This window comes from Paenibacillus sp. 01T443, assembly GCF_056398325.1.
This window is the reverse complement of the sequence record NZ_JBFTPE010000014.1, coordinates 75871-93988: the sequence shown is the minus strand read 5'-3', so window position 1 is coordinate 93988 and position 18118 is coordinate 75871. Positions and strand designations below refer to the sequence as shown.

General features: G+C 40.5%; 13 protein-coding genes, 1 pseudogene and 1 riboswitch. Of the genes and pseudogenes, 4 read left to right on the top strand and 10 right to left on the bottom strand.

The window, feature by feature from the left end:
• Window positions 1-49 precede the first annotated feature (49 nt).
• The 5 genes from AC1DLI_RS24220 to AC1DLI_RS24200 all read right to left on the bottom strand — a co-directional run bounded on the left by AC1DLI_RS24220 (window position 50) and on the right by AC1DLI_RS24200 (window position 8783).
• Window positions 50-1096, bottom strand: a complete 1047-nt coding sequence (locus AC1DLI_RS24220; RefSeq protein WP_477607042.1) for a HEAT repeat domain-containing protein — start codon at window positions 1094-1096, stop codon at window positions 50-52.
• A gap of 17 nt (window positions 1097-1113) precedes the next feature.
• Window positions 1114-4224 carry a hypothetical protein gene (locus tag AC1DLI_RS24215; RefSeq protein WP_477607041.1) on the bottom strand — a complete coding sequence of 1037 codons (3111 nt, stop codon included), beginning with the start codon at window positions 4222-4224 and terminating at the stop codon, window positions 1114-1116.
• Window positions 4225-4228: 4 nt separating this feature from the next.
• Window positions 4229-6424 carry a family 2 glycosyl transferase gene (locus AC1DLI_RS24210; RefSeq protein ID WP_477607040.1) on the bottom strand — a complete coding sequence of 732 codons (2196 nt, stop codon included), beginning with the start codon at window positions 6422-6424 and terminating at the stop codon, window positions 4229-4231.
• Between the two features lie 132 nt (window positions 6425-6556).
• Complete coding sequence (locus tag AC1DLI_RS24205) at window positions 6557-7453, bottom strand: amidase (RefSeq protein ID WP_477607039.1); 897 nt, start codon at window positions 7451-7453, stop codon at window positions 6557-6559.
• A gap of 124 nt (window positions 7454-7577) precedes the next feature.
• A riboswitch (cyclic di-GMP riboswitch) is annotated at window positions 7578-7662 on the bottom strand.
• Window positions 7663-7925: 263 nt separating this feature from the next.
• Window positions 7926-8783, bottom strand: a complete 858-nt coding sequence (locus AC1DLI_RS24200; protein WP_308999251.1) for a class II fructose-bisphosphate aldolase — start codon at window positions 8781-8783, stop codon at window positions 7926-7928.
• 227 nt (window positions 8784-9010) lie between these two features.
• On the opposite strand from AC1DLI_RS24200, the gene AC1DLI_RS24195 reads away from it, so the two are divergent.
• Both AC1DLI_RS24195 and AC1DLI_RS24190 read left to right on the top strand, forming a co-directional pair.
• On the top strand, window positions 9011-9376 hold the full coding sequence (locus AC1DLI_RS24195; RefSeq protein ID WP_477607038.1) for a hypothetical protein: 366 nt from the start codon (window positions 9011-9013) through the stop codon (window positions 9374-9376).
• Window positions 9377-9547: 171 nt separating this feature from the next.
• The gene (locus AC1DLI_RS24190; RefSeq protein ID WP_477607037.1) at window positions 9548-10135 is read left to right on the top strand and encodes a hypothetical protein; all 588 of its coding nucleotides are present in this window, start codon (window positions 9548-9550) and stop codon (window positions 10133-10135) included.
• Between the two features lie 8 nt (window positions 10136-10143).
• Here AC1DLI_RS24190 and AC1DLI_RS24185 read toward each other — a convergent pair whose 3' ends face one another.
• From AC1DLI_RS24185 to AC1DLI_RS24165, 5 genes and pseudogenes are all read right to left on the bottom strand, one after another.
• Window positions 10144-11808 (bottom strand): thiamine pyrophosphate-binding protein, encoded by a 1665-nt coding sequence (locus AC1DLI_RS24185; protein ID WP_477607036.1) that lies wholly within the window; start codon window positions 11806-11808, stop codon window positions 10144-10146.
• The gene (locus tag AC1DLI_RS24180; RefSeq protein ID WP_477607035.1) at window positions 11805-14630 is read right to left on the bottom strand and encodes a sensor domain-containing phosphodiesterase; all 2826 of its coding nucleotides are present in this window, start codon (window positions 14628-14630) and stop codon (window positions 11805-11807) included. The genes AC1DLI_RS24185 and AC1DLI_RS24180 overlap by 4 nt, the downstream gene beginning before the upstream one ends.
• A gap of 387 nt (window positions 14631-15017) precedes the next feature.
• The gene (locus AC1DLI_RS24175) at window positions 15018-15473 is read right to left on the bottom strand and encodes an EVE domain-containing protein (protein ID WP_477607034.1); all 456 of its coding nucleotides are present in this window, start codon (window positions 15471-15473) and stop codon (window positions 15018-15020) included.
• 20 nt (window positions 15474-15493) lie between these two features.
• Window positions 15494-16039 (bottom strand): annotated as a pseudogene (locus tag AC1DLI_RS24170) (DinB family protein).
• A gap of 67 nt (window positions 16040-16106) precedes the next feature.
• Window positions 16107-17054: a helix-turn-helix transcriptional regulator gene (locus AC1DLI_RS24165; RefSeq protein ID WP_477607033.1), complete on the bottom strand. Its 948-nt coding sequence runs from the start codon at window positions 17052-17054 to the stop codon at window positions 16107-16109.
• Between the two features lie 380 nt (window positions 17055-17434).
• On the opposite strand from AC1DLI_RS24165, the gene AC1DLI_RS24160 reads away from it, so the two are divergent.
• Together AC1DLI_RS24160 and AC1DLI_RS24155 are read left to right on the top strand one after the other, a co-directional pair.
• Window positions 17435-17716: a hypothetical protein gene (locus AC1DLI_RS24160; RefSeq protein WP_477607032.1), complete on the top strand. Its 282-nt coding sequence runs from the start codon at window positions 17435-17437 to the stop codon at window positions 17714-17716.
• 115 nt (window positions 17717-17831) lie between these two features.
• Complete coding sequence (locus AC1DLI_RS24155; RefSeq protein WP_477607031.1) at window positions 17832-18113, top strand: hypothetical protein; 282 nt, start codon at window positions 17832-17834, stop codon at window positions 18111-18113.
• The last annotated feature ends 5 nt before the right edge of the window (window positions 18114-18118 follow it).

The window sequence follows — 18118 nt, the reverse complement described above, 5'->3', positions numbered from 1 at the left end:
AAAAATAATACATAACTGCTACCAACTCTCTTGGATATTTCCAATTGAACTATGTCGCCATTTCCAGTACTCCAACAATCGCATCACTAGCATATTGATCATCACCGTTAATGATCTGATTGGCGTATTCTCTTCCTCCTGGGATTGAAATTAGCGCACTCGCTGCATTCTGCCGTACCCACCATTCCTTATCGTGAACAACTTTTCTGAGAACTTCAAAACTCCTCATAGTTCCTATTTTTTCCAACCCTTTTGCAGCAGCAGCTCTTACTTCCCATTCTTTATCTTCCAGCATAGCACTAACATAGTGTTCATTAACTGGGTCTTTTAATTCAGAAATAGCCCTAATACATGCTATTCTTAGATTTTTATTATCACTATATAAGCAGCTCACATAGTGCTCGGTCAAACCTCTACACTCATTATCTGCAGCTGCTTTAATTAAAACCCCTTTCATATAATCATCACTCAATTCAATCGTTTCTTTTATTAAATCTTCTTTTGAACCACTAAAAACAGTTATTACTTCAATAATTGCTCTGAACGAAAGATTAATGTTGCTAGATTGCGTTCGAAGACTGTTCGACAGCCCCTTTAAATCACCTAACTTGGCAAGAGCGAGCAGGAAGTTATAAATAACATCATTATTTTGACTAGTCATACATGTGTACATACTCTCTTGCATGGAATAAACTTTTAATTCGCCTATATACAGACAGGCAAGAGATTGTTTATATGCACTCTTAGAAGCAAGTAATTTCATCAAAAACGAATCAATCTCTGTTTTTTCAACTACATACATGATTCGAGCATGATTATTCACCATAAAAGTATCACCTTGTTGAATAATAAATTTAATGAGCAGCTCTTTTCTCGCTCTACTTTTTTTCACGTATCGCTGAAGCTTTTTAATACCGAACCGCTGCTTCTCTCCATCTGGTGTTAATAAAATAGCAAATATGCCCTCGAAAGCTATGTTTGTATTTTTAACCATTAGCAAGCTCATATATGAGTACAGCCACGTACAAACAATAGCTATGAAAAACGCTACCGTTAATCCAAGCGAAATCCACAGCAATAACAATGCGTTCTCCATTGTATGCCCCCCTGCTTCTATTCTGCGAAAGCCGCCTTAATCATGTCATAACTCGATTTGGTTCGTTGTACATATTGAGGTATATCCCATGTATTCCATGTGAAGGTTTTATATCCCGACGATGTAACACTCTCAGGGAAATGATAGTCAACCTGTTTCGTTTCTTTATTCATAACAACCAAGGAAGCGACAATCCCGTCCGTCATTCTCACAGTGAGAGCGTCTTTCTTATTTTCAATAACACCTTTACTTTTTTCATCATTCAATACAAGCAGACTAGATGGATCTGTAAAGTTCAGTTTCGACCACGGTATTCTTACGCTCAAAGTGTTACCCTCCACATAAAAACCGTTCGTATTGCTTTCAAAAGAACCTGAGGCTATTGCTGAAACATCCTCATATTTTGCCTTAACTCTTTTATCTGCTTTAGTTTCATACTCGGAAGATACTTGTCTCGTCATCCTCTCAAATATTCCCGTAGTAGATATTGAAGTAAAGTAAGTCCCCTTACTCGTGTTGTAACTGGGAATAACCAATAAATCCGCTTTTGTCGGATTAATAATTTGTATATTGAACTCGGCTCCTGACCAATTTTCATTCACATCAGGCGCCAACATGTACTCCCCATTCTTACGGTCAATAGTATCTAAATAAATCATGATACTTTTTTTGTTAAAATCGGGGATCTTAGAAAATTCAGCTTTTAAGTAAAAATAGGTCTCATCCGCATTTAAGGCTAATGTATTTAATGGATCCGAGCCGCGTAAAGTCATTGAATAATCTTTAGGGGCTTTAGACTCCATAGCTAAAATACCAAAGTTTTGAGCAGGATCAACTATGTTGTGCCACAACATTCCACGGTTATAGGGAATCATATAGGGTGAGGTAAATTGATTACTCTTCCCCCACTCATCTGCCCATTCGTATACTAGTCCTCCCATAGCACCGCTTTCTTTAATAATGGAGTACATAGACACGATTCCCTGGCCCTGAACCTTTTCAGTAGAACCATTACTTGTTGGAATACCGAATTCACTAATTAAAATTGGATACTTGTTTTGAGCTTTTACAAATGCATTTAGATATTCTTTGAATCCTTTAAGGGAAGGCACTTCGTCTTCCCTGTCATCTTCTTTAAAAACTAGTTGGTCCGGAAAAATATCATAAGCTCCAAAGAACCCACTAGTTACTTTATTGCTTACATCAAAATGATTGATATCCAGTACTACTCCAGCTTTTGAAACTACATAATCGTTCATTTTTTGATATAAGCCGTCCAATTCCGGAGTGCTTACCAACGCTATTGGATGCTGCATATCGTAGTTTTTCTGTTCATACTGGTAGACGTTATCTATAATTGAAGCTAACCATGCTTCAGTCTGCGTTGCGTTTGCTTCGATAGATACGTACTCACCTTTATATTCAATCATTGTATTTCCTTCATTCGTTATTGCGACATAATCCGGATTTAAGTTCGGATCTATCAGATACCCCAGTACTGAGCCTGAAACATCATTCATATAAGACTCAGAATCATCTTTGTCAGGACTATTTACCGTAACATTACCATGAATCGCATTAATCGTTTTCTCTATTGCTTTCTTAAATGATAAATTATACTCAATATTTGAGTAATTACCCGCTGGTGGCTCCTGGTTAACCGATATATTTTGTAATAGATAAAGCTTTTTATCAGGATTATTGAAATTGTAAACATCAAGCGCTCGATAAAATACAGGAGGCATCAGCGTGTACACTCTAATTGTGTTTGCGTTCATCGCTCCAATCTTCTCAAACCAATCTCTATAGAAAGCTGGGTCATCAGGAAGTATTCCATCAGGAACACCCGGTACTGTTGGGCCGATATCAACGCCTTTGACATACATCTTGTTCCAATCACCATTACGATACACAGAGAACTGCCTGTCCGTAATCTTAGATACAAGTTGCGAACCGTCGCTTGCTACCTCGGTCTCATTTTTGAAACTTATCATATGATCTAAAGGCTTAACATCTTTCAATACCTTAGACATAAAGGGGGTATAAAAATTCCAATAAAAGTAAGAAGTGTCCCCTTCACTATTGACACTGAAATAGCGATATAGTGTGGTTGCGCCTAAGAACTGCTTAATTTTATCCGGCCCTCTATAATCAGTAAAGTCACCTGCTAAATAAAAGGATCGCTTATCATTTTCATGATTGGCAATTATAGCAGGAAATCGATGATTAAGACCAAATGGCTTTAACTGGTTTTCTCCCTCTTCTGTGAGGTTTAAGTCATACCAAGCAATAACTGATTCTTGATCAACAGGCTTAACAATTTCAAACCAATTATAATAATTGACAGTCTTAGTACCGTAAGTATTCGCATTTTCTTCAGACATGTTTACCTGGAGTGACGGCCCTATAAAGCCAACATTCCGCTGCAATACAACAATTCTATTATTCCCTGCTATTACAATCCCAGCACCAGTCATACTCCATTTTTTTCCGTATTGCTGTTCGTAAGTAACTCTAATCCAATTTGGCACGTCAGCTGTAGAAGACAAATCCGAGAAGAACTTGCCTGCTAAGCCTGTGTACTGCACCCCAAAAATGGCTTCTAATTCCTTCGAAACGCTTGCTTTTGTCGGATCTCCTGCAATATTGTATTCACCGATAACTGTAGTTCCTCTTTCATAACTTGTCGCAATAATGCCGACCTCTTCTTTCGTCATCCCGGAAACACCTACAGGTTCTAATCCATTGACTCTAGAATTACCAGTTCCATACATATCCGAAATATAGATTACATCCGGCACGCTTGATAATTTTTGAAGTGGTTTATTGACTAACTTCCCCTCAGAAAGAAAATTCCCATAATAATCTTTTTCACCGTTGTATGATTTTCTTGTCTCCTGCTGCTTTATTCCTAAATAATCCATTAACCAAAATAACCCGCGTTGTTTACTGTAATCCAATGATGCGACTTCTCCGGAATCAAGGGTTTCGATCGGGAATGTTTTATTGAACACAACGATATCTAAATATTTATTTGCAGTAAGCTTCCACAATACAAAAGGAGTCAATAAAATGACAAACAACATCAGCAATACAACATAACGAATTTTAATCTTTTTTTTTGTCATTTACCTATTCCTCATTTTTAGCCTCTAGATCTAGAAACCCTTTTTGTAAAATATAGTAGGAAGGCTTTAACCTCTCATGAAAAGTCGGTACATCCCACTCGTTCCAATTATAGGCTGCCATGGATAAATTCTGAACACCTATTGGGTTTTCACTTTTCAGCATTTCAATTCCGACATGGAAGCTATTTACTTTAAGCGATGATATTTTACCACGGGCATACATATCATCAATTACAAATTTCTTCGATGGGTCCATCACATTTAACAACTGCCATGGAATTCTGATTTCTAAATGCCCGTTATCGTAATAGAAATCACTTAACGAGTAGTATTGAGGATTGTCTGGATTAGCTATCCCATATTGAAGCAAACCTGTTTCATAGCCAGTGAAAGGAATCTCAAGATCGGTTATTGGAATTTTAATTTTTTTATTCAATGCCAGCCTAATTGGATTGAAAATTCCTGAATTCTTAATGTGAAATGATTCGTTTTTATCAATTAGATTACTTTGTACTGCGTAACGGAAATAATAATTATCGTAATAAGCGTCAACTAGGAGGCGAGAGTCATTAGGGCCTTGAATTTTAAGGACAAAATCAGCCTGCTTACTAAATGTGGTATCGTATTCTGAATAGCCATTATTTCCTTGGCCGTTTATGGTATCGAGGGGAATTAATAATGTGTCATGGTTGAAGTCATAGTTTTCAGCATCTACCATTAAATAGACGTATCCTTCATCACTTTTGACGTATAAATTCATTCCATTCTTCGAATAGAGAGGATCATCGTTTTTCCAATCATTGATCTGTCCGTCAACATAACTGATGTTTTCTGGATTTCCGGGATCAAATGCCAATAGACCGAAATGCTGCTCGTTAGTCTGCGTGTTCGACCAAAACGGACGGGAATCAGGCAAATCTAGATCATTATTATTCCAAGTTCGTTTAAACCATTCATCCTGCCACGCAAATACTAGACCACCGGCAAGATTCGCTGTGTGTATATCAGTTATCATGTGGACCAACATATCGCCTTGTGTTTTTTCGTCAATAAATCCTTGATTAAAGCCCGTTATTTTGTTTTCATGCGCTTTTCCCCTTGAAGCTGGTATGCCGAACTCGGACACTACAATTGGCATTGAATGAATCTTTTTTATATCTTCCAGATATGCCAAATACGGATCCGGTTTACCATCCGGGCCTTTAAACTGAATATAATCCGTTTGATAGCTAAACAAATCAGGGTAATAAGGATACACGTGGTATGATGCAAACATGCCCGGCTTAAAGGTGTCGTGCCACTTTACATGTTCTACGTTTACTTCTACTAGATCTTCGTTTTTATATGGTTCATTTGGATGCTTTAGTGGATCAGTCGTCACCCAATTGGAAAATGCAACCGGCCTTTGCATATTGTATTTTGTCATTTCATACCCAATGATTTTATCCCCCAGCTCGGCCAAAAAAGCTTCGAACGGCGAGGCGCTAATCGTATATAGGTATTTTCCATTATAATGGTTGCGATTCATGTTATTTTCATTTGTACCTACAACAAAAGAAGGTTCCCATTCTATACCTAGTATCCATCCCACTACGTATTGGGAAACATCTGTTGTATATGTACCATCGGCATATCCTTTATGAACTGGCAGATAACTATCCCCATGAATAATATCAACAATTTCTTGTCCGCTCTTGATGACATCATTTAAGATCTTATCGTTATTGCCAAATGCATCATCAATGGTCAATATGTCATTCTCGTTCACCCATACACCATGGATAACGTAAATTGGCTGTTTTCCATCTTTTTCTGCTTTTTGATTAAAATCATATAACGCATTATAAAATTGCGGTCTCTGTGTGGTATATACCCTGATTGTATTTGCATTCATTTCGGAAATATAACCAAACCATCTATAATATTCATCATAAGTGATGGCGACTTCGCCAGGAAAAGAACCCGGTTTGCCTGCACCTATGTTGACGCCTTTAATAAAAATCTTTTTCCATTCATTACCCTTTAAGACATAATACGAATCATTGTCTGTTTTACTAATATACCTGGTACCGCTCTCCATCGAAATAGGTGTGGCGGGTTCATGTGATTGCTCATCTAAAAAGAACTTTTGATATCCCATAAAAAGCGAACCAATAATAAATATTAACAACATTCCTAAAATAACCTTTTTTTTCGACATTTTATTTAAACCTCCTACTGTAGTTTATAGGTAATTTTGCCTAACTGTCAATCTAAATAGATTACTACTTGACGCTTGTTGCTTAATCAAATAGCCCCCAGCATGAAGCTGGGGGCTACGTGTACATTTAATTTATTTCATTGCCATCCAGCTGTCATAATAGTGAACAGCTATTCCATTAAACTCGGGGTGCGTTTTATAGCTTTCATAAACAAGTTCGAGTTGCTGATCCATATAATTTTTACCCTCTTCATAAAAAGTTACAAATTGATATGGGTTTGCAAGCCGCCCAGTTTCAACAGCAATGGTACCTTTTACACTATATTTACTAAACATTTTCATTTCAGCGGCCGAAATACTGATAATTCCGTCGGCTCCCTCTGCTATGTCTCGATAAGCCATTATGGTCATAAACTTTACATGCTGACAAAGCCACTCCGCAATATTACCCGTCCCATATTTATTTTGATATTGTACGCCATAAAACCAAAAAGGAATATCGATACCAAAGTTCAAATTAAGCTTGCTGGCTTGCCTCTTAAACTTAATGATTAACGTTTGATACGCCTCCAAAATCTCGTTTTCATTACCCGTATACTGATCAAGCTCGTAAGGTTCCACATCTAGATGAATACCTTTAAACCCTTCATTAATTGACGCTGTCTTTTGATAATTATTTAACCAATCGAAGAAAGTTTGTTGGAGCTTCACACCGTTTTTAGCTACCCACTGGGGTGCACCGTCCAACGCTTCAACTTTTATTCCATTTGCAGTTGCTTTGCTGATAAAACTTCTATAGTACTTAGTATCTACCGCAATATCGATTTGCAGCAGTACTAACTTGACATCATGATTGATTAAATTTTCAATAATCTCATCCGGGTATTCAACAATTTTAGAAGCATCCCATAACCAAGTCGATAAATTTGTATTTTTAGAGTACTTATACTTTGATTCAGCTCTGACAACCCCTGAAACAGTTGAGTATATAAGAAACATAGTACATAGTAATAAAACGACCTTTTTCATATTCATATCTCCATTAATTTATAATGACGTACAAAAAAACACAGTCCGGTTAAACACCGAACTGTGTCGAAAAATATGTGATAAAAACGAGCACTGGTTGCGTCAGTTTTTATTACACTCTTCGTTCGGCAACTGGCTGCCATAGGTTCTCACCCTTAGGCCCTCTAGTTTTGCGTCCCTGCTTTACAACAGGTTTGCTATTATCGTGAAGCTTAATATGCAATTGTAATATGAAGTTATTATAGGTGTAGTTCTACATGTTCATCTAACAAACGTTATTAATATAATATTTGATTGATCACCAATTGTCCAATACTTTGCTTTGCGACCACTAACGGATAGCAGAATGTCATACTTGTGGTATTAGCATAAGTCAATAATACTAAAGCTCGATGCCTCTTAGTCCGCAATAAAAAAAGGGTTGGACTGGATGCAAATCGCACCCTGCCCAACCCTTTTCACTTTATATTTATTACGCTTTATTCGAAGAACCGAATTCACGCATTTTACCTTGAACCGTTGCTTTAATCGCATCGCGGCCCGGGGACAAGAATTTACGCGGATCGTAAACTTCTGAATCAGAAGTCAAGATTTCGCGAGCAACTTTTGTAAACGCGATTTGGTTCTCTGTGTTTACGTTGATTTTTGCAGTTCCCAGCGAGATAGATCTCTTAATATCCGCTGTAGGGATTCCTGTACCGCCGTGCAATACCAATGGAAGCTTTATTGTTTGGCAGATCTCTTCCATTTCTTTGAAGCCAAGGTTTGGTTCGCCTTTGTAAGGGCCATGTACGGAACCTAGTGCAGGAGCAAGGCAATCGATGCCTGTAAGCTCAACCAGTTGCTTACACTCTTGAGGATCAGCGTAGATAACGCCCTCAGCGATAACATCATCTTCTTGTCCGCCAACCGTTCCAAGCTCAGCTTCTACGGAAACGCCGCGCTCATGCGCGTATGCAACTACTTGTTGTGTAGTTTTTACGTTTTCTTCGAATGGTGAGTGTGATGCATCTATCATAACAGAAGTAAAACCAGCATCAATCGCTGCTTTACATTTTTCAAAGCTTGAACCATGGTCCAGGTGAATAGCAACAGGAACCGTGATTTTCATTTCTTCAATTAGGGATTTCACGATTGCAGTTACAACTGTGAAGCCTCCCATGTAACGAGCAGCGCCTTCGGAAACACCAAGAATAACTGGGGATTGCTCAGCTTGAGCAGCGCCAAGGATTGCTTGTGTCCACTCTAGGTTATTGATGTTGAATTGACCAACAGCGTAACCTTCTTTTAAACCTTTGTTCAACATTTCTTTCATTGATTCCAAAGCCATGATAAATCCTCCTTCAAAATAATTGCAATTTAATAACTCGACCTTTCAATCATACCCAATTCATCCACAGTTTAAAATTGCGTCCGCAAACTGCAGTGATACTGGCACGAACGGAATCGGCTTTTCCACGTTCACGTTCTACTTATCAGACTACATGTTATCACAAATTTCGTTATAAGACTACCTATAGGCAGGGAGGATTAAAGGAGTGCTGAGGAGTTTATTTCATGGAAATTAACATTAATCCTGTTGTTATCCCCCACTCGCAAAAAAGAATCATGATTCCCCAGGGTAAAATGTATCAAATATACATAAGTATGCCGCTTCATAAGGCACCTCTCAGCGGTTTTCCCGTAATTTATTTGCTAGATGCCCATTCTGTATTCGGAACGATGACAGAGACGATCAGGGCACAATCCCGCTTTCCCGATCGAACAGGTGTCGAACCGGCAATCGTAATCGGCATTGCCTATGAAACGGACGCGCCTTTTCATCCCTCCCGTCATTATGATTTCACCGATGAAAGCCACATTTCCGTATTACCTCTACTCATCAGTCAAGGCATACGCTTTTCCATGAAAAATCCCTTATGAGCACTCATGCGCCCATAAGGGATTTTTGCTGCATTTGCATCAAATATTATCCCTCACGAACCGTCTTCTGTCCCTATTCTATATCATTAACAAATCCATATTATTATATTTATAATTGGATTTATTTGCCGTATAATGGGTTTGTGTTTATGATGGGGGTGTTAATTGTTAATGAGTAATCCGAACGGTTTAATGTCGAAGGCAGAAGCCATGGACAATCTTATGGAATCTTACTTAGAGGAAATCAGCAGCTCGGAGATTTTTAATATCATACGCCAAGTTTTTAAATTTGATTTGGAATCGACTCTTGCGTTACCGGTTATGCCCCGAGCAGCGATGGATGCATACTTGGAGCAAAGCGGAAACAAAGTCACAGGCGCAGAAATTCGCAAAATGGTCAATCAAGCTTTTTCAATTAATTTAGATGCCCTATCTGCATTGGAAGGAGCCAAAATCTCCTTGTTTTCCAAAAATCAATGGATGGTTCAGCATGATAAGGACTTGTTTGAGGTACATACCGGAACCGGAGATATTGATGTGAAAATCTCCCCGACCAACTATTTCATTGCGCAAACGGGTTCCGGAGAACTGCCCCAAGATTTTATTAACGCATTAATCGCTTTGGGGTACCACTACGACGAGAACATAGGAAGCTACTATTTCTCCAATCCCACGGGCGAGCCTGTGCCGGATGCCTTTAAGGGACAAACCATGATGGTGATTAAGAAAGTCATCCATCATTCCTACTCTCATTTGTAAGATAACAATTATTTTCCAAAAGACGATAAAAATTTGACACGATCCCCCATTGGGGGGTTATTGTTGTCTTTAAGTGCCACCTCTAATATTGCCGGTCCGTTTGAACGCAATAGCTTGTTAATCATATCTGAATTAATTTCATCCATACCGTTAACTCTAAAGCTTGGAATACGCATAGCCGCGGCCATTTCTGCAATATTCACCGATTCCTGCTCAAAGGAAGGATGGGTTCTTTTAAATTGCAATGAATGCCCGTGATAGACCATTCCTAAGCGTGCATTATTCATTACAATAAACAAAATAGGCAAGCCCAGTTCTTTGGCCGTTAATATTTCCATTCCGTGCATGAAGAAACAGCCATCGCCTGTAATGCACACAACAGGACGTTCAGGTTCAGCTAGCTTGGAGCCGATCGCTGATCCGATCCCAACACCCATTGCTCCGAAATGAACATTGATGTTATAAGAATCATAATCGAGGACCTTCATGTGATGAATAACATAAGCCATAAATTCGCCAATATCAACGGTATACCGCGTATTGGATGGCAGCATTTTTTGAATGTTCAGCAGGACATTCTTCGTGTTGTACTCCTCCAAGACCTGAGTAAGCGGTTCGCTCTMTTCCACGGCCACGGCACTCTCTTCAAAGGCAAGGTGGACAGTTCCCCTCGATAAGCCCAACACCCTCAGATCCTCAATCATCATCAATAAGCTCAAATGGATATCGCCTAATACTGGTATATCGATCTCATATTTCCGATTAAATACCGTCTGGTCAAAATCAAGCTGTACCGTGAAACGGTCTTTTGTTAGATTTTGATTATAATTATTCGTAGCGGTTTCGCCCAGGCTGGAACCTACAATCAACAGGGCTTGACCAGCACCTTCATTAATAAGATTCGATGCGGCTTCATGGCCCGCAAACCCAAAAACGCCGATAAGAAGCGGATGGTTTTCGGGAATATACCCTTTTGCCTGCGGAGTTGTGAGGATCGGCCAATTCAGCATTTCTGCCAGCTCGATTAAGGAATCAACAGCGCCTCTAACGCCTTGTCCGACAAGAATGCAGCCATCTTTCCTCTTCAGCAGCGCTTTGGCTGCGGATTGTATGGTTTCGGGGTTCGGAATCATTGGTTTTCTTTCCTGGAGAACCGGTATATCAAGATTTCCAACTTCGGCGTGTTGAACGTCGATCGGAATCGCGATGTGAACGGGACCCGGCACGCCGGATATTGCGATTTGGCTTGCTTTAATGATTTCAGGAAGTAAATCCTTTGCCTCTTTCACAATAACGCTGTATTTTGTAACGGAGCGGAAAACCGGAACGGCATCTAATTCTTGGGAGGCATTCAATCCCATTGTGTTTACAGGAACAGCACCCGTAAGAAATAAGACAGGCAAATGTTCGCGCATGGCATTTGCTGCACCGGTAACCAAGTTGGTTCCCCCAGGCCCGCTGCAGCCAATACTTACGCTCATTTGACCGGTGTATTTGGCATAGGCTGCTGCCATATAGGAGGCGGCTCCTTCATGCTTGGTTACAACCGGTTCTATTTCAGGCATATCGTACAGTGCATCAAAAAACGCATTGACGGAGCCTGCCGGAATGCCAAATATATGCTTAACCCCGCTGCCTTTTAAAAACTCTAATACCGCACGTGCCGCTTTCATGAAAGAACTCCCCCAAATTTAGAATTGTCACTATTCAATATAAAATCTATCGTTATATCTTCTGCCTTCATCGGTCGGCTAAAGTAATAACCTTGCATCAAATAACAGTCTCTGGCTGATAAAAACTCTACATGCTGCTTGGTTTCAACACCTTCGGCAATGACGCTAAGATTTAAATTTTGAGCCAATGAAATAATGGTATTTGTGATTGCCGCATTATCATCATCGTTTGTAACATCCTTTAAGAAGGATTTATCAATTTTTAATGTGTCAATCGGTAAACTTGTTAAGTAACCCAGCGATGAATAGCCCGTCCCAAAATCATCAACCGCGATTTTAATACCCAAGCCTTTTAATTCCTTCATCGTTTTTAACGTTAAGTCCTTATTCTTAATAATTAAATTCTCAGTAAGCTCCAAATGCAAATATTCAGGAGACAAACCCACTTCATCTAATACGCTTGTTACCATTGCAAATAAATTGTTTTGTTCAAACTGACGAGCCGACAAATTAACCGATACACTAAATAAAGGGTATCCTTGGTCCTGCCACTCTTTTAATTGCCTGCATGATTCTCTTAGCACCCATTCGCCTATAGGTATAATTAAGGCTGTTTCTTCGGCAATCGGAATAAATTGATCTGGCGCTATTAATCCTTTTTCCGGATGATTCCATCTCAGCAGCGCTTCTACCCCTACGATTTGATGCGTGATATAGTCGACTTGTGGCTGGTAATGGATGACGAGCTCCTCATGATCCAAAGCTCTATACAAAGCGTTCTCGAGCTTAACGCTTTCGAAGGTTCTCGTATCCATTCCTTCGCTAAAGAAATGATAGCTGTTACCCGATATTTCTTTTGATTTATACATCGCAGTATCCGCGTTTTTGATTAACGTCTCAGTCGTATCCCCATTATCTGGAAACAAACTGATCCCGATACTCGTTTTAATATAGATTTCATTTTCTAGTAATTGAAAAGGTTCTTTAAAGGAATCTACAACAAGATGAACAACCTTCAGCACTTCGTTCTCACATTTGATATTCGGCAAAAAAATAGTGAACTCATCTCCGCCTTGCCTTGATACCGTCGCCCCCTTCGGAACACAGAGACTGAGCCGCTTCGCTACATGGCGCAATAAATGATCTCCGAAACTATGTCCTAAAGAATCATTGATCAACTTAAAGCGGTCTAAATCCAAGTATAGAACAGCCAGCTTCTCATTATGGATTTGTGCATGCGTTATTCCTTGTGTAAGCCTGTCTTTTAAAAGAACCCGGTTAGGCAAATCAGTTAAACTATCAAAGTAAGCATGGTATTTTATTTCTGCCTCCATTTGCTTCCTTTGCGTTATATCTTTAAAGGTGACAACTTCCCCAACAATTTCGCCGCTCTCCCTTATTGAGGAAATGACGTATTCAACCGGAAAGCTGGAATTATCATGCCGGTAAAATGTATGATCTTGGTCATACTGGCTCCAATTATTATTACTATTGGCTGGCGCAACCTTTTCTCCCGCTCGATTCTTCCCGTAAAAAATAAGGCTTGCCGGTTGTCCGATCAATTCACCTTTCGAGCGGTAGCCGAGCATGGAGGCGCCTGCCGGGTTGCAGAAGGTAATTTTACGGTCAAGATCTAAACCAAATATCCCTTCTCCCGCCGAGTTGAGAATCAATTCCTTCTCTCGGCTGAGCTGCTGCAGCTCCGTGATTACTTTTTGAAGCTCCTTATTTTTCACCGTAATTTCTGAGGTTCTCTCTTCAATGATAATTTCTTGTTTTTCCATATATAATAAGTTGGATAATGTTGAGGCTGTAGCATCCACAATAGATTGCGCAAGCTGCATCGTAGCGATCGAATAGACACGATTTCCTTCATCCAGATCCACAACCGGTATGACGCCGAGCACCTCGCCCATTGAAACAAGCGGGAGCATAAGCATGCCCTTTATGCCGAAATTGCGGCAAAGGTCATGGTTAGGCCTTTCATCTGCAAATACATCCGGAATGAGAATCGCTTTTTTGGATCTAATGACCTCTTGGAACACGGCATCATTACTCTCATCTATCCTGATTTTCCCATGTGTCTTCATCCAGTCTTCTTCTGTCCAGTCACTATCCTTGCTTAACTTCGCCGGCCTAATTTGTCTTTCTGTAATAGGGTCTAATAAATGAACGCCTATATTATAGTTGTTCAAAACTTTTCCCAAGTAGAAAAAGCAGCTGTCTAAACTTTCATGCAGCGTAGAGCACATCGCTAAATCACGAGTCACATCAAGTAACATCTGCTTTTCGGCAATGAAATTTTCTTTTTGCGTTAAGTTCCTTGCGTTTTGTATCGCTACTGCTGCCATGTTCACATAAGCCTCGACCGTTTGAATTTCCGACTCTGTCAGGTTCATGGGAATGCCGTAGTCAAACAAAAACACAAGACCGAATAATTCTTGCTCAAATGAGATGGGGAGAACGAGTAAAGATTTAATATGAAATCCTTCTACTGCTCTCGGGTCCGGTCGATTATCCTTTGACGTATCCGGGATGTATACGGTTTTCCTTGTCTCAATTACCTCTTTTGCCAGTAAGTCCATATCCATATCAATGACATGCATATCCAGCGTCCATCCGTTAATGACCTGCGGTTTGCCGACGTACCCTTTGAACGTTCCGTCCTCCTGCGGCAAATAAATGCCTACCGAATTACATTGGACGATCTCTTCGGATATCGCCGTCGTCACATGCTGCAATACTTCACGTAATTCCAGCTTTGTATTGATCAATTTGGTTAGATGCGCAAGACGTGAATATCTCATTTGTTCCTTAAACATGATCTGCCCCCCCTGCTCCCAAGTTAAATCCTCAAGCAATTGTTACACTCCTTGTGTCATCTCTAGTTATGAACGATATATTAATATTCTACAAAGTTCTACAATATCTATCGATTTCCTTTTATTATTGCATTTTTTTCTTGAGAAAGGTTTTCAACAACATTTTACAGGTTAAAATTAGAAGATAAACGACGGTGAACGGGGGACCATTCTTGTTTCCAAGAGTAGAGTTTGCAGGAGCAAAGCGGTCTCTCGCACTTAGTTAGTGAGGGGTAGATCATACTTTTACATACAAAAAAATAGAGACCCAACGGGTCCCTACCAATTAAAAAACGCTCTCAGCTATAAAATAATAATTGTTATAATAAACCAATAAATTGTGTATACCTAGCTGTTATTACTATAGCCCAGCATTGCTTGGGAAATCGTCAGAAAATCTTCCCGTTCAATCTGGAAATGACCGAAGCGGAAGGCATACCCCCAATTTCGATTTCCTCGAGTGAAGCTGAGCTGATCCAGCAAATCGGCAATCTTCACTTCGTGACACTCAGAATAGCGGATATTCCGACGGAACGGCACAAAGGATTCGGACATCTGATATTCATAGACATGTTCATCCGCAACCTGCCCAATGGCGGTGAATGCTTGGAGCGCCTCCCCTTTTGCCATATCCGTTCGCGGAGAGTAATATATCAGCCAGTCGCCAGGACGCATCTGCCGTAAAGGTGCTGACTTTCCGTGGCAAAGCTGGGCGAATCCGCCCAGAACTCCCAGCTTCACATGCGATGCTGATACAACGCCGATCCAGTAGCGCCTTTGTCCGCTTGTTATATCCATCGGCATGATTCCCCCCCCTTCCTTATTTATAGGATTACATTACTTTCTAACCCTTTTTTCAAACGGTCCATCTGCAGAAGATGATGACGGTAGTGCATTTCGACAAGCAAAAACCATTCTTTCGCATGCAGCGCACCGAAGCGCGGATGCGAAACCGTATTCTGAATAGATGCCTTTTCAAGCGTTGGTTCCATTTCTTTCATCTGATGTAACACGGCGCTCAATCCTTAGATAAGCTGCTCTTTGTTGTCCGGCTGTTCCGGTGTATATTGCGGGGAAGGCGGAACTTGAATGCGGATTGGCGGAAAACTTCCTTGATCAAATATTGCTGCACCGTCTCTAGTTTTTTCCGTCGTAGAAGCCGCGGAACCTTCGCCTTGCGTCATACAATGTTCCATATTACGAAGGTGCATATAAAGAGCCGAGTTAATAAGATGCTGATACATTTGACCAAGCGACCACTCGACCTCACTTGGCTGACGCAGCAGCTGTTCCATGCTGAAGTTATTTAACTCATGAATGTAGTGATTCGCAATTTCTTCAAACTTCCGTAATGCTTCGGTTGTGTTCATATCCTTTAAACAGCTCCTTAATTATCATCTAACCTCACTATACAAAAACGCTACTGACAGCAGTATGTCAGTAGCGTTTTAACATTTTTTCAGCTTCTGCACGAACAAGAATCCGGAACGATTCTGGCTCCAGCACGACAACATCTGATCCCCAGCCGAGCACCCATTGCAGTAATTCCTCGGGCTGACGGACGCGAAAACTCACATGCAAGCCATGCTCATGATTCTCTGCTGCTTCCATATAGAAGTTGTTCGTTTCCATTACTTTATCCGCAATGTTAGAATTCACCTGAATACACACACGTACGTTGCGGTCATCCGGAGGCTTGTAATCATGTAAATTAAAATCGGGCGGCACCTTAAATCGGTCCTCCAGAACGATGAGCTCATTCATCCGAGACAGGCGAAAATGGCGAATTTCTTGCCTCAGATCACACTTTGCAATCAAGATCCATGACCCTTGGTTAAGAACAAGCCCGTAAGGTGCAGCAACACGAACGTTTTGGCGATTCCCATCGTCCTCGGGCATTCTTTTGGAATAACCGAATTTCACCTTCTGCTCCGCCAATATAGCCCGTCGGATCGTTTCGATGTACTCCTTCTCCCGTCCATGAGTAACATCTCCGCCCGGGGTGAGCAGCCGGATAGTCCTGCGTACCAGAGATGCTTCGCTGCGAACATGCTCCGGCAAAATGGCTTCAATTTTCTTACGTGAGGTTTGCGCCTTAATACCATAGTCGGTATCGAATTTTTGTTCGATAAAGTCCGTTCCAATGAGTAATGTCACAGCTTCCTCCGCCGTGAAACTGATTGGCGGCAGAAAATAGCCCTCCATCAAGGAATATCCCAATCCCGGAGCACCAACAACCGGCACTCCAGCTTCACTAAGAGCCTGAATGTCTCGATAGATGGTCCTCACGCTCGTCTCAAATACTTCCGCCAAATCCTCGGCTCGTAAAACCTTTTTACGCTGCAGCTCAAACACGATGGCTAACATTCGGTCCGTTTTGTTCATGCTGCTGCAACCTCCTTGGGAAAACAAATTATTTTTCCATTCTATATTTCCACACTCTTTTTCCAACATAAAGTTACAACACATTACTACATCAGGATCTCGATTTTTGTTTTAAATGCTTCCAAACCTTCCAAGCTATTAGCGTTCTGCGCGTCAATGTTAATCGTTCGTGAAACATCTGAAAGTCAACAAAACTAAGAGGTTTCCGCCTATTGTCTGTCCCTTTTAGAAAGCCGGCAGCTCTGTTTAAAGGTCGACATCCGGACAAAAATTTTTGTCTAAATATTTTTATGTACTTGGTTTACAACTCGACAGTAAATCTATTATATGCTTGCTATAATCTAGTTAACTCTTAATACTAGGTTGGGGGGAATAGTAGAATGGAAGCTATTTTATTGTTCATCTGGAATCTTATGATGGTAGTCAAACGGAGTACTGCAAATCAGAATGATAAAGGTAAACCTGCATGTCTAGGCAGAGTCTATTCGTTTGAAGCGTACTTGATTAAGAAGCAATCGGTATCCGTCTTGCCTGATAGGCAAAAGGATATTGAGCCGCTGCAGCCAAGCAACCCCATACAGAAAAGCCCGCCCCGCACCACGCGTACCGATTGGCAGATTTGGTGCGAGAATAATAGAATGTTATTCCAGAACTCCGCTTAACGTTATCCGTACGGGTTAGCACGCCCTCATTGCTACACAACATAACAACACATAAACTGTGAAAGGTTGTAGGTGTAACGCGGTTGGCCAATTAAAAACTGGGAGGAATGAAGATATGAAAACAATTTTCTTCTTTTTCTGGAATCTTATCATGGGAATCAAAATGGCCACTATCAAACTACTTGATAAGGATACAACATTTGTTTTATTCTATTCGATTCTAGCCTCTATGACTGGAAAAGAATCGGTAGCCACAGCTTTACAGAAAGGGCAAAGGCAACCTTACAATAAGCTCCAACCATCCGTCTTTTATCAGAAAGACCAGCAAATTCACCTGCGTGCCGAATGGCGGATTTGGTGCGAGAACGATAGAATCTTAATCCTGAGTTCCGCTTGAGGAGA

Coding starts and splice junctions, on each gene's coding strand:
- AC1DLI_RS24220 (WP_477607042.1), bottom strand. CDS start 1,096: ATGGAGAACGCATTGTTATTGCTGTGGATTTCGCTTGGATTAACGGTA.
- AC1DLI_RS24215 (WP_477607041.1), bottom strand. CDS start 4,224: ATGACAAAAAAAAAGATTAAAATTCGTTATGTTGTATTGCTGATGTTG.
- AC1DLI_RS24210 (WP_477607040.1), bottom strand. CDS start 6,424: ATGTCGAAAAAAAAGGTTATTTTAGGAATGTTGTTAATATTTATTATT.
- AC1DLI_RS24205 (WP_477607039.1), bottom strand. CDS start 7,453: ATGAAAAAGGTCGTTTTATTACTATGTACTATGTTTCTTATATACTCA.
- AC1DLI_RS24200 (WP_308999251.1), bottom strand. CDS start 8,783: ATGGCTTTGGAATCAATGAAAGAAATGTTGAACAAAGGTTTAAAAGAA.
- AC1DLI_RS24195 (WP_477607038.1), top strand. CDS start 9,011: ATGGAAATTAACATTAATCCTGTTGTTATCCCCCACTCGCAAAAAAGA.
- AC1DLI_RS24190 (WP_477607037.1), top strand. CDS start 9,548: ATGAGTAATCCGAACGGTTTAATGTCGAAGGCAGAAGCCATGGACAAT.
- AC1DLI_RS24180 (WP_477607035.1), bottom strand. CDS start 14,630: ATGTTTAAGGAACAAATGAGATATTCACGTCTTGCGCATCTAACCAAA.
- AC1DLI_RS24175 (WP_477607034.1), bottom strand. CDS start 15,473: ATGCCGATGGATATAACAAGCGGACAAAGGCGCTACTGGATCGGCGTT.
- AC1DLI_RS24165 (WP_477607033.1), bottom strand. CDS start 17,054: ATGAACAAAACGGACCGAATGTTAGCCATCGTGTTTGAGCTGCAGCGT.
- AC1DLI_RS24160 (WP_477607032.1), top strand. CDS start 17,435: ATGGAAGCTATTTTATTGTTCATCTGGAATCTTATGATGGTAGTCAAA.
- AC1DLI_RS24155 (WP_477607031.1), top strand. CDS start 17,832: ATGAAAACAATTTTCTTCTTTTTCTGGAATCTTATCATGGGAATCAAA.